11 protein-coding genes are annotated in these 12,122 nt (G+C 72.4%); 7 read left to right on the top strand and 4 right to left on the bottom strand.

The features are described from left to right. Positions 1–55: 55 nt before the first annotated feature. The 4 genes from ABD361_RS19400 to ABD361_RS19385 all read left to right on the top strand — a co-directional run bounded on the left by ABD361_RS19400 (position 56) and on the right by ABD361_RS19385 (position 3,945). A complete protein-coding gene (locus ABD361_RS19400; RefSeq protein ID WP_344436701.1) occupies positions 56–1,414 on the top strand; it encodes an APC family permease in 1,359 nt (452 codons plus the stop codon). 195 nt (positions 1,415–1,609) lie between these two features. Continuing rightward, complete coding sequence (gene xseA / locus ABD361_RS19395; RefSeq protein WP_344436700.1) at positions 1,610–2,869, top strand: exodeoxyribonuclease VII large subunit; 1,260 nt, start codon at positions 1,610–1,612, stop codon at positions 2,867–2,869. A 10-nt stretch (positions 2,870–2,879) separates the two neighbouring features. After that, a complete protein-coding gene (locus ABD361_RS19390; RefSeq protein ID WP_344436699.1) occupies positions 2,880–3,146 on the top strand; it encodes an exodeoxyribonuclease VII small subunit in 267 nt (88 codons plus the stop codon). Between the two features lie 208 nt (positions 3,147–3,354). Next, positions 3,355–3,945, top strand: coding sequence for a malonic semialdehyde reductase (locus tag ABD361_RS19385; protein WP_344436698.1), 591 nt, complete (start codon positions 3,355–3,357; stop codon positions 3,943–3,945). Positions 3,946–3,990: 45 nt separating this feature from the next. Here the strand turns inward: ABD361_RS19385 and ABD361_RS19380 are convergent, their stop codons facing one another. Further along, a complete protein-coding gene (locus tag ABD361_RS19380) occupies positions 3,991–4,530 on the bottom strand; it encodes a DUF4245 domain-containing protein (protein WP_344436697.1) in 540 nt (179 codons plus the stop codon). A gap of 189 nt (positions 4,531–4,719) precedes the next feature. Between ABD361_RS19380 and glpX the strand changes: the two genes are divergently transcribed. Further along, on the top strand, positions 4,720–5,751 hold the full coding sequence (glpX, locus tag ABD361_RS19375; RefSeq protein WP_344436696.1) for a class II fructose-bisphosphatase: 1,032 nt from the start codon (positions 4,720–4,722) through the stop codon (positions 5,749–5,751). 99 nt (positions 5,752–5,850) lie between these two features. Here glpX and ABD361_RS19370 read toward each other — a convergent pair whose 3' ends face one another. Together ABD361_RS19370 and ABD361_RS19365 are read right to left on the bottom strand one after the other, a co-directional pair. Then, positions 5,851–6,207, bottom strand: coding sequence for a WhiB family transcriptional regulator (locus ABD361_RS19370; protein WP_344436695.1), 357 nt, complete (start codon positions 6,205–6,207; stop codon positions 5,851–5,853). 172 nt (positions 6,208–6,379) lie between these two features. Continuing rightward, complete coding sequence (locus ABD361_RS19365) at positions 6,380–7,090, bottom strand: DUF1707 SHOCT-like domain-containing protein (RefSeq protein ID WP_344436734.1); 711 nt, start codon at positions 7,088–7,090, stop codon at positions 6,380–6,382. Between the two features lie 197 nt (positions 7,091–7,287). Here ABD361_RS19365 and ABD361_RS19360 point away from each other — a divergent pair, with 197 nt between their 5' ends. Further along, on the top strand, positions 7,288–8,961 hold the full coding sequence (locus ABD361_RS19360; RefSeq protein WP_344436693.1) for a fumarate hydratase: 1,674 nt from the start codon (positions 7,288–7,290) through the stop codon (positions 8,959–8,961). Between the two features lie 63 nt (positions 8,962–9,024). Here ABD361_RS19360 and ABD361_RS19355 read toward each other — a convergent pair whose 3' ends face one another. Continuing rightward, positions 9,025–10,557 carry a ricin-type beta-trefoil lectin domain protein gene (locus ABD361_RS19355; protein ID WP_344436692.1) on the bottom strand — a complete coding sequence of 511 codons (1,533 nt, stop codon included), beginning with the start codon at positions 10,555–10,557 and terminating at the stop codon, positions 9,025–9,027. Positions 10,558–10,664: 107 nt separating this feature from the next. On the opposite strand from ABD361_RS19355, the gene ABD361_RS19350 reads away from it, so the two are divergent. Then, positions 10,665–12,059 (top strand): class II fumarate hydratase, encoded by a 1,395-nt coding sequence (locus tag ABD361_RS19350; RefSeq protein ID WP_344436690.1) that lies wholly within the window; start codon positions 10,665–10,667, stop codon positions 12,057–12,059. Positions 12,060–12,122 lie beyond the last annotated feature (63 nt).

Genomic DNA, 12,122 nt, shown 5'->3' with positions numbered 1-12,122 from the left:
CACCCACCGGCGTGGCCCGCCCGGCCGCCCGCCGGCCGCACCGAATACTGGCCCCATGGCCCCTCGCTCCGCCCCGCGCGCCGCCGTGCCGCCGCCGCACGGGGACGAGTCGCTGCGCCGGTCCCTGTCCTTCCGCGACCTCGTCGTCTACGGGCTGCTCTTCATCGCACCCATGGCGCCGGTCGGCGTCTTCGGCACGCTGTCGGCCAAGTCGCACGGCGCGGTGGCGCTGGTCTACCTGGTCGCGACCCTGGCCATGGCCTTCACGGCGCACTCGTACGCCCGGATGGTGCGGGTCGCCCCGCAGGCCGGTTCGGTGTACGCGTACGCCCGGCTCGGGCTCGGCGAAGGGCCGGGCTTCGTGGCCGGCTGGATGGCGATGCTCGACTACCTGCTCATTCCTGCCGTCGCCTACCTCTTCTCCGGCATCGCCCTGCACGCCCTGGTACCGGCGGTCCCGCAGTGGGTGTGGACGACGATCGCCATCGCGGTGACCACCGGCCTCAACCTGTGGGGCGTGCGCACGGCGGCCCGCGTGGGGCTGCTGGTCCTGGCCATGGAGATCGCCGTCCTCGCCGTCTTCGTGACGGCCGCCACGGTCGCCCTGGCGCAGGGCGGGGCGCGCCGCGACTGGCTCGCGCCGCTCACGGGAGAGGGCGCCTTCGACACCGGAGCGGTACTGGCGGCCGTGTCGGTGGCGGTGCTGTCGTACCTGGGCTTCGACGCCATCGCCACCTTCGCGGAGGAGGCCGCGGGCGGCTCGCACAAGGTCGCCCGGGCAGTGCTCACGTGCCTGGCGGTCGCGGGCGTGCTCTTCGTCGCCCAGACCTACCTGGCCGCCCTGCTGGCCCCCGCCTCGCCCGCCGAACTGGCGGCGCACCCGGCACGGCAGGGGGCGGCCTTCTACGACACGGTCGACGCGGCCACCGGCACCTGGCTGCACCACCTGGTGGCGGCGAGCAAGGCGGTCGGCGCGGCGTTCGCGGCACTGGCCGGGCAGGCGGCGGCCGGACGCCTGCTGTACGCGATGGCGCGCGACCGGCGACTCCCGCGGGCACTGGCGAAGGTGGACGGCGCCTCGGGCGTACCGCGGCGGGCGCTGCTGGGCGCGGCCACGATCACGCTGATCGCGGCGGTGTGGGCGGCATGGCGCCCGGACGGGCTCGACCGGCTGGTGTCCGTGGTCAACGTGGGAGCGCTGTGCGCGTTCGCGCTGCTGCACGTGTCCGTCCTGGCGTGGTTCCGGGGACGGGGTGCGGTGGTGCCGGTGTGCGGGTTGGCGGTGGTGCTGGCGGTACTGGCGAATGCGGCGCCGACGGCGCTGCTTGTCGGCGTGGCCTGGCTGGCGGTGGGCTTCGTGGTGCTGGCCCTGCAGAGGCGCTCGGCGCCCCCATCCAGCCCGTCCGGCGTTTGAGGACCGGGGGTCCGGGGGCGGAGCCCCCGGGAGACGGGGAGAGGGCGGGGCCGGGGCTCAGCCCGCCGCAGGCGTACCCCGTACCGGGGAGCCCGGGGTGGTGCGGCCCGGTGGGCGGGTTGGTGCCCACCCGTTCCGCCCTGCGGAACGATTGCCCACCAACGGGCTGTCAGCCCTCCCCACTACGCTCGCCCCATGGCTGTGCACACCTCCCCCGACACCCCGCTGCCCGTCGGTCAGGTCAGTCGCCTCATCGGCGGGTGGATCGACCGGCTGGGCGCCATCTGGGTCGAGGGACAGATCACCCAGCTCTCCCGGCGTCCGGGCGCCGGCGTCGTGTTCCTGACGCTGCGCGACCCGTCGCACGACATTTCGCTCACCGTGACCTGTTACCGGGCCGTCTTCGACCGGGTCGCGGACGTCGTCTCCGAGGGCGCCCGGGTGGTTGTGCACGCCAAGCCAGAGTGGTACGCCCCGCGGGGGCAGCTGTCGCTGCGGGCGGCGGAGATCCGTCCGGTGGGGGTGGGCGAGCTGCTGGCGCGGTTGGAGCAGTTGAAGAAGTCGCTGGCCGCGGAGGGTCTGTTCGCGCCGGAGCGCAAGCGCCCGCTGCCCTTCCTGCCCCAACTGATCGGCCTGGTGTGCGGCCGGGCGTCCGCTGCCGAGCGGGACGTGCTGGAGAACGCGCGGCACCGCTGGCCGGCGGTGCGCTTCGAGGTGCGCAACGTGCCGGTGCAGGGGGTGCACGCCGTGCCCGCGGTGGTCGAGGCCGTGCGGGAGCTGGACGCGCACGCCGACGTGGACGTGATCGTCGTGGCGCGTGGTGGCGGCAGCGTGGAGGACCTGCTGCCGTTCTCGGACGAGGAGCTCGTACGGGCGGTGGCCGCCTGCCGTACGCCGGTGGTGTCGGCCATCGGCCACGAGCCGGACACGCCGCTGCTGGACCTGGTGGCCGACCTGCGCGCCTCGACGCCCACCGACGCGGCGAAGCGCGTGGTGCCGGACGTGGGCGAGGAGCTGGCGCGGGTGCGTCAGCTGCGCGAGAGGGCCCTGCGCTGTGTGACCGCGCACCTGGACCGGGAGGAGCGGGGGCTGGCGGCGGCGCGGGCGCGGCCGTGCATGGAGCGGCCGCAGCGGATGGTGGAGGAGCGTGCGGAACAGGTGGACGCGCTGACGGCGCGGGCCCGTCGCACGCTGGGCCACCTGCTGGACCGGGCGGAGTCGGAGCTCGCGCACACCCGGGCCCGGGTGGTGGCGCTCTCCCCGGCGGCGACGCTGCGCCGGGGGTACGCGGTGCTGCAGCGTGCGGACGGGCACGTGGTGCGCTCGCCGGAGGAGGTGGCGCCGCAGGAGCGGCTGCGGGCGCGGGTGGCCGAGGGCGAGTTCGCGGTGGAGGCCGTGGCGGGGGCCGACGCGCCTTCGGCGGCGGGGCCGGGCGCTGTCGCACCCCCCGCATAGGCTGGTGGGCATGGCGACGACGACTGGTGCCGGTGGGGCCGTGGACGATCTCGATGCGCTGGGCTACGAGCAGGCGCGCGACGAGCTGATCGAGGTGGTGCGCCGGCTGGAGGCGGGCGGCACGACGCTGGAGGAGTCGCTGGCCCTGTGGGAGCGGGGCGAGGCGCTGGCGAAGGTGTGCCGGCGCTGGCTGGAGGGGGCGCGGGCACGGCTGGACGCGGCGCTGGCGGAGGAGGAGGCCGCCGAGGCGGCGGGGGAGCCGGCGGAGTCCGACTGACATTTCCGGGCAGGTCGAGCGGGTCCGGCGGGCCGGGCAGGCCGGGCAGGCCGGGCAGGCCGGGCAAGTCGGACGGCAATTCAGGACATGGCGGTGTGGCGCAGATCTCACCAGCTTCCGAGTTAGTTGAAATTTCATCTATCTCGGCGTACGTTGAGGGAGTCGGCCAAGCCGCACCCCGTACCGCTTTTGGAAGGTTGCACCCGCCATGACCCTCGCCCTCGACGCCGCCGCCCAGGACCTGCTGTTCCGCGAGGCCCACACCGCCAACACCTTCACCGACGAGCCGGTGACCGACGAGCAGATGCAGGCCGTCTACGACCTGATCAAGCTCGCCCCCACCGCCTTCAACCAGTCGCCGCTGCGCGTCGTGCTGGTCCGCTCCGCCGAGGCGCGTGAGCGCCTGGTGCCGCTGATGGCCGAGGGCAACCAGGCCAAGACCGCGGCCGCGCCGCTGGTGGCCATCCTCGCCGCGGACAACGAGTTCCACGAGGAGCTGCCCGCCCTGCTGCCGCACTTCCCGCAGGCCAAGGAGCTGTTCTTCAGCGAGCGCCCGGTCCGCGAGCAGTCCGCCGCCATGAACGGCGCCCTGCAGGCCGCGTACTTCATCCTCGGCATCCGCGCCGCCGGCCTGGCCGCCGGCCCGATGACCGGCTTCGACTTCGCGGCCGTGCAGAAGGAGTTCCTGGACGACGACCACACCCCGCTGATGATCGTCAACATCGGCAAGCCGGGTGCGGACGCCTTCTACCCGCGCTCCCCGCGCCTGTCCTACGAGCAGGCCGTCACCACCGTCTGACGCGCCTGTCGCAGCTCTTGCCGGCCGCCGTGCGCGCGCCCTGGGTCAGCCCTTGGCCTTCCCGGTGCGCAGCGCGGCGGCCATTTCCATGAGCCGCTCCTGCGTGGCGCTGCCGGTCACCACGGTGGTCACGCCCGGCTCCTCGCGCACCAGCGCGTTGTACTTCGGCCCCTCGTAGCGCTGCCAGACGGCGTCGCCGATCTTCTCGGTGCGGCCGGTCCGCTCGGCGCGCTGCGTCACCTCGTCGACGAAGGCCGGCGCCGGGCCGTCGCTCTGCTCGACCGCCACGTACTTGCGCTGCGGGTCCAGGAAGCCCAGGTGCCACGCGGAGCCCTGCTTGCCGCCCGCCTTGTACGACACGGACGTCGCCCGCCAGCCCTCGCCCAGGCCCTCGGGGGCGGCCACCGGGTAGGGCGCGGCGCGGCGCGCGGTGTCGAGCTCGACGCGGTAGCCGATGGTGCGCACCGGGTCGCCGCTTTCGTCGTGCGGGATGAAGACGTAACTGAGCACGGCCACCGGGATCACCACCGCCAGCGACAGCAGCATGTTCCGGATGGTCTGGGTCTTGCCGTTCCTACCTGCCACGCCCCCATCGTCCCCCATGCCGTGAGGGATCTTGACGCCGACCTGACTGCTCAAACGTGGGGCGCCCTGCTCACTTAGGCAATCAACCGATAAAGTCATGGCACCCTCACCCTCCCGGCCCACCCGTGGCCCGGGAGGAGCCCCACGGCCGCCGCCGTACAGAGCCGCCGTACAGAAAGGTGCGCCCCGATGTCCGATCACCACCTGCCGTCCCAGCTCGAGGTCAGTCCGGAGGCACCCGACCGCAACCTCGCGCTGGAGCTCGTCCGTGTCACCGAGGCCGGTGCCATGGCCTCGGGCCGCTGGGTGGGCCGCGGTGACAAGAACGGCGCCGACGGCGCGGCCGTCCGGGCCATGCGCGCGCTGATCCACACCGTCTCCATGAACGGCGTCGTGGTCATCGGCGAGGGCGAGAAGGACAACGCCCCGATGCTCTACAACGGCGAGCGGGTCGGCGACGGCACCGGCGCCGAGTGCGACGTGGCCGTGGACCCGGTCGACGGCACCACGCTGACCGCCAAGGGCATGGCCAACGCGGTCTCCGTGCTGGCCGTCGCCGAGCGGGGCACGATGTTCGACCCGTCCGCGGTCTTCTACATGGACAAGCTGGTGACGGGCCCGGAGGCGGCCGACTTCGTCGACATCGACGCGCCCGTCGCGGTGAACATCCGCCGCATCGCCAAGGCGAAGCGTTCCTCCGTCGAGGACGTCACGGTCGTCGTCCTGGACCGCCCCCGGCACGAGGGCCTGGTCAAGGAGATCCGCGAGGCCGGCGCCCGCATCAAGTTCATCTCCGACGGCGACGTGGCCGGTGCGATCATGGCGGCCCGCGAGGGCACCGGCGTCGACCTGCTGCTCGGCGTCGGCGGTACGCCGGAGGGCATCATCGCGGCCTGCGCGATGAAGTGCCTGGGCGGCACGATCCAGGCCAAGCTGTGGCCGAAGGACGCCGAGGAGCGGCAGCGGGCGCTGGACGCCGGCCACGACCTCGACCGCGTCCTGCACACGGACGACCTGGTCAGCGGGGAGAACGTGTTCTTCGTCGCCACCGGCATCACCGACGGCGAGCTGCTGCGCGGCGTGCGCTACCGCTCCGAGACGGCGACCACCCAGTCGCTGGTCATGCGCTCGAAGTCGGGCACGATCCGCCTGATCGACTCCGAGCACCGGCTGTCGAAGCTGCGCGCCTACAGCACGATCGACTTCGAGCGCCCCAGCTGACGCACCGGCGCTTCCTGCGCACCGAACGGGCCGGGCCCCGCCGTCGAACGGCGGGGCCCGGCCCGTGGTGGAGACGACAGGCGGCCAAGGAGCGCGGCGTCAGCCCGCGGCGGCCACCCGTGCGGCGCGCTGGAGGTCGGCGTCCCGGCGGCGGCGCCTGGCGAGCACGACCCGGCGCTCGGCCGCGGTGAGCCCGCCCCACACCCCGTACGGCTCGGGCTGCAACAGCGCGTGCTCCCGGCACTCGACCATGACCGGGCACCGGGCACAGACGCGCTTGGCGGCCTCCTCGCGGGAAAGCCGGGCAGCGGTGGGTTCCTTTGATGGTGCGAAGAACAGCCCTGCCTCGTCCCGGCGGCACACCGCCTCCGAATGCCAGGGGCCGGCCTGTTCCCGAGCGGAAATCCGCTGGGACGGAACGGCGGCTTCCTGCAGGGGCTGATGCGGTAGCAGCACGGTCTACTCCTGACGACGGCTTTGCTTGGCCGATTTGAGTCACCTTTGCCCGCCTCGACGCGCACGGCCATTCGCACCCGCAGCCGTCCGAGAGGCGATGCACCAAGCTTTACCCGCTGTGCGCGAGCTTATTCACACCGTTGCCATGAGCGGAATATCCTCGCCTGCCCCCTCACCCCTCCCGGCTCAGCCGCTTGATCCGCCTGCCCCGCCGGGTCCGCGCCTCCACGCCGCCGAAGAGGGCGAAACCCGTGACGATCACCACCGGCGCATCCGGGTCGGGGGACTCGTTGGCCCGCACCTCGAAGCCGCCGAAGATGCCGGTTCCGGAGCCGCGCAGGGTCACATTCTCGGGCACCTTGATTTCCACGCCGCCGAAGGCGCACCAGGCGTTGATGACGACCTGCCGGTGCTCGAACAGCGCCTCCGTGAGGTCCACCTCCACACCGCCGAACACCGCGATTGCATTCGTGCGCGCACCCACCCGCCAACGGCCCTTGCGGGTGGCACCGCCGAAGACGGCGACGAGATTCTCGGCCGGCGCCGCGACGGGGCGTACGGAGGCGTCGTACGGGCGCGTGGCAGCGGGCCCCGCGGCTGCGGGGGCCCGGGCGGCCTCCGGGCCGCCGGGCAGGTCGTGCACCAGCGGCTCCAGTTCCGCGTGCGTCTTCGCGCTGTAGACCGCGCCGATGCGCTCGGAGTGCTCCTCGGCCGTCAGCCGGCCCTCGGCGAGCGCCTCGCGCAGGATGCCGGCGACCCGGTCGCGGTCGGCGTCGGAGGCGCGCAGCGCGGGCTGTGCGTGCTCTGCGGGCGGCTGCGACTGTCCGGTCGGCTGCGGCTGTGCGACCGGTTCCTGCTGCGCGGGCTGCTTGGTGAGCGAAATGCGCTCACGGGATGAGTCGTCCACGTCGTTCAGATTAGCGACACGCGATAGATCGCGATAGCGGCGCAGCGCGGAGCGGGCCGACCCAAGTGAGTCCTACCTCACCTGCGTCGGCACCGCCGGGGGTTTTAGGCTGTTTCAGCGCTGCCGAAGACGCCAGCGCACAGCCGTCTGCCGAGTGAGGAATGGCCGCCGCGATGCCCGCGAAGTCAGCGAACCCCGAGTTTGCGTACACCGACCTGCTGCCCCTGGGCGAGGACACCACGCCGTACCGCCTGGTGACCGCCGAGGGCGTGTCCACCTTCGAGGCGGACGGCCGCACCTTCCTCAAGGTCGAGCCGGAGGCGCTGCGCAAGCTCGCCGCCGAGGCCATCCACGACATCCAGCACTTCCTGCGGCCCGCGCACCTCGCGCAGCTGCGGAAGATCATCGACGACCCCGAGGCGTCCGCCAACGACAAGTTCGTCGCGCTGGACCTGCTCAAGAACGCCAACATCGCCGCCGCCGGCGTCCTGCCCATGTGCCAGGACACCGGCACCGCGATCGTCATGGGCAAGCGCGGCCAGAACGTGCTGACCGAGGGCGAGGACGAGAAGGCCCTCTCCCGCGGCATCTTCGACGCCTACACCGAGCTCAACCTGCGCTATTCGCAGATGGCCCCGCTGACCATGTGGGACGAGAAGAACACCGGCTCCAACCTGCCGGCGCAGATCGAGCTGTACGCCACCGACGGCGGCGCCTACAAGTTCCTCTTCATGGCCAAGGGCGGCGGCTCGGCCAACAAGTCCTTCCTCTACCAGGAGACGAAGGCCGTGCTCAACGAGGCGAGCATGATGAAGTTCCTGGAGGAGAAGATCCGCTCGCTCGGCACGGCCGCCTGCCCGCCGTACCACCTGGCGATCGTCGTCGGCGGCACCAGCGCCGAGTACGCGCTGAAGACCGCGAAGTACGCCTCCGCGCACTACCTCGACGAGCTGCCGGAGGAGGGCTCCCCGCTCGGCCACGGCTTCCGCGACAAGGAGCTGGAGGAGAAGGTCTTCGAGCTCACGCAGAAGATCGGCATCGGCGCTCAGTTCGGCGGCAAGTACTTCTGCCACGACGTCCGCGTCGTGCGCCTGCCGCGTCACGGCGCGTCCTGCCCGGTGGCCATCGCCGTCTCCTGCTCCGCCGACCGCCAGGCCGTCGCGAAGATCACCGCCGAGGGCGTCTTCCTGGAGCAGCTGGAGAGGGACCCGGCGCGCTTCCTGCCCGACACCACCGACGAGCAGCTGGCCGAGGAGGGGGACGTCGTCCGCATCGACCTCAACCGGCCGATGGACGAGATCCTCGCCGAGCTCACCAAGTACCCCGTCAAGACCCGCCTGTCGCTGACCGGCCCGCTCGTCGTCGCGCGCGACATCGCCCACGCGAAGATCAAGGAGCGGCTGGACGCGGGCGAGGAGATGCCGCAGTACCTGCGCGACCACCCGGTCTACTACGCGGGCCCGGCCAAGACCCCCGAGGGCTACGCCTCGGGCTCCTTCGGCCCCACGACGGCCGGCCGCATGGACTCCTACGTCGAGCAGTTCCAGGCCGCGGGCGGCTCGAAGGTCATGCTCGCCAAGGGCAACCGCAGCAAGCAGGTCACCGACGCGTGCGCCGCCCACGGCGGCTTCTACCTCGGCTCGATCGGCGGCCCGGCGGCGCGCCTGGCGCAGGACTGCATCAAGAAGGTCGAGGTCGTCGAGTACGAGGAGCTCGGCATGGAGGCGGTCTGGAAGATCGAGGTCGAGGACTTCCCGGCGTTCATCGTCGTGGACGACAAGGGCAACGACTTCTTCACGGACCCGGCGCCGGCACCGACGTTCATGACGATTCCGGTGCGGAAGTAGCAGCGGAAGCAGTCACCTGCGGGGGCCGGGGGCTCAAGCCCCCGCCCCCCGCAGTACGTGGCGCTACGCGAAGCGCTGCGCGCCCGAGCCGTCGCACTTCTGCAGGCGCACCGGCTCCTTCGCCCCCGCCAGCGTCAGGCACAGGTCCTGCGCCGCCGTCGGGCGCAGCGTCGGGCCCGACCGCACGAACTGCTGGTTCGCGCCGCCGTGGCAGTTCCACAGCGTCACCGCCGTCCCGGCCGCGTAGCGGCCGCCCGGTACGTCCACGCACCGGTCGTGCGTCAGCGCCGTGTGCAGGGAGCCGCGCCCGGCGTCGTACCACCACTGCTGGTTGCGGGCCCCGGCCGCGCAGGGCCAGCCGCCCACCGCGGTGCCGTTGGCGCTGGCGGCGCCGTACGCGTCCACGCAGGTGCCCGCCGCTTCGCCGCGCAGCGGCCGGTACGCGTCGTCCCACGCCCCCGCGTACAGCTGCGGGGTGCCCGTGCTCGCGGGGTCGGCGCAGCCGGCCTCGCGGTAGCCGGACCGGTACAGCTGGGTGAGGCAGGACGCGAAGGCGCCGTGGCCGGCCCGGTTGGGGTGGAAGGACTGCCGTACGGAGTTGGCGTCCGGCGGGAAGGGGTTGGACAGCTCGATCCACAGCCCGCGCGCCCAGGTGTCCTCCATGCACACCTCGTGCCCGTGGAAGAGGCGGGAGTTGTCGAGGAAGTAGACGCCGGTGTCCCGGGCCACCTGCCGCATGCCGCGTTCGAAGGCGGGCACCGCAAAGTTGCGGCCCCAGGCGGCGTCGGAGGTGTGGCCGACGCAGCCGCCGGGGATCTTGCCGGGGAAGTCGGGGTTGTCCTCGATGTCGGGTCCGATGGGGCTGGGGTAGCCCATGACGACGAGTTTGTAGTCGCCGTCGGTGTAGCCGGCGTCCGTCATGACCTTGCGCAGGTCCCGTACGGTCGCCTCGACCTTGGGCACCAGGCCGTCGACGCGTGCCTGCCAGCCGGGGGCGTACTTGGGCTCGCAGGGCCCCTGCAGCAGCAGGTAGCGCTCGACGCAGTCGGTCATCACGGGGCCGAACTGCAGGTCGTCGTTGGCGCCGGCGACGAGGAGCACCAGTTTCACGCGGGTGGTGCGGGCCTTGACGGCCAGGGCGTCGCTCTGGACGAGCTCGTCGGCGTACTGCTTGCTGCCGCCGATGCGGATGTTGACGGTGGAGGCGCCGGAACAGGCCACGTTGTACGTGAGGTCGGCGGGTATGCCGGTGCGGTGGATGGCGGCGTCGGGCGAGCGGTGGCACCAGTTGTCCGGGCCGTCGGTGCCGGGCTCGTACGTTCCGACGCCCTCGCCGGAGATCTCGCTGTCCCCCAGGGAGAGCAGCGAGGTCTTGCGCTGGTCCATGGGCCGCTCGGCGGCGTCGCCGTAGAGCTCGACGGACTCCGCTGCGCGGAGCTTTTCGAGGTCGGGGGCGAGGGGGGTGGACGCGGTGGTGGTGCGGGGCGCGGCGGCGGCCGCCGCCGGTCCGCCGACGGTCGGTCCGCCGACCGCCGCCGCGAGGGCGGCGAGCGCGGCGAGGGAACATCGCAGGGTGGGTCTGCGTGTCCGGGACATGGAGCCTCCCCGAGTTCTGTTGTTACTCGCGGTATTTAGTAGTCACGAGGGCCTTTTGGGAACACGGGGAACGAGACAAACGCTGTGTTTGTCAGGAGGTAATGACCATGACCGACAGTGGCCAGTTCCGGATCGAGCACGACTCGATGGGGGAGGTCCGCGTTCCCGCCCACGCCAAGTGGCGGGCCCAGACCCAGCGCGCCGTGGAGAACTTCCCCATCAGCGGGCAGCGGCTGGAACGCGCCCACATCGAGGCGCTCGGCCGCATCAAGGCCGCGGCCGCGAAGGTCAACGGCGAGCTGGGGGTGCTGGAGGCGGACGTGGCCGCGGCCGTCGCGGAGGCGGCCGGGGAGGTCGCCGAGGGCCGCTGGGACGACCACTTCCCCGTCGACGTCTTCCAGACCGGCTCGGGCACGTCCTCCAACATGAACGTCAACGAGGTCGTCGCCACCCTGGCCACGGAGCGGCTCGGCCGCCCGGTGCACCCCAACGACCACGTCAACGCGAGCCAGTCCTCCAACGACGTCTTCCCCTCCTCGATCCACATCGCCGCCACCGCCGCCGTCACCCGCGATCTGATCCCGGCCCTGGAGCACCTGGCGGCGGCGCTGGAGCGCAAGGCGACGGAGTTCGCGGACGTCGTCAAGGCCGGGCGCACCCACCTGATGGACGCCACCCCGGTGACCCTCGGGCAGGAGTTCGGCGGGTACGCCGCCCAGGTGCGCCACGGCGTCGAGCGGCTGCGCACCGCGCTGCCGCGCCTGGCCGAACTGCCGCTCGGCGGCACCGCCGTGGGCACCGGCATCAACACCCCGCCCGGCTTCTCGCCGGCCGTCATCGCCGAGGTCGCCCGGGTCACCGGGCTGCCGCTGACCGAGGCCCGCAACCACTTCGAGGCGCAGGGCGCGCGCGACGGCCTGGTGGAGGCCAGCGGGCAGCTGCGGACCATCGCCGTCGGCCTCACCAAGATCGCCAACGACCTGCGCTGGATGGGATCCGGCCCGCGCACCGGGCTCGCCGAGATCGCCCTGCCCGACCTGCAGCCCGGCTCCTCGATCATGCCCGGCAAGGTCAACCCGGTCGTCTGCGAGGCCGTGCTCATGGTCGCCGCCCAGGTCACCGGCAACGACCTCACCGTCGCCACGGCCGGCGCCGCCGGCAACTTCGAGCTCAACGTGATGCTGCCGGTGATGGCCAGGAACCTCCTGGAGTCGGTCCGGCTCCTCGCCAACGCCTCCCGCCTGCTGGCCGACCGCACGGTCGACGGCATCACGGCCAATGCCGAGCGGGCCCGCGAGTACGCCGAGTCCTCCCCGTCCGTCGTCACCCCCCTCAACCGCTACATCGGCTACGAGGAGGCGGCCAAGGTGGCCAAGAAGGCCCTTGCCGAACGCAGGACGATCCGGCAGGTGGTCCTCGACTCCGGGTACGTCGACCGCGGACTGCTCACCCTGGAGCAGCTCGACGAGGCACTCGACGTGCTGCGCATGACGCGTCCGTAATCCATGGAAGCCTGGACCGTACCTTTGCGGCGCAGGTCACGGCACATCGGTGGCCCGGGCACC

It is taken from the genome of Streptomyces luteosporeus (genome assembly GCF_039532865.1).
Taxonomy (GTDB): domain Bacteria; phylum Actinomycetota; class Actinomycetes; order Streptomycetales; family Streptomycetaceae; genus Streptomyces; species Streptomyces luteosporeus.
This window is presented reverse-complemented; position numbering and strand designations above follow the sequence as displayed.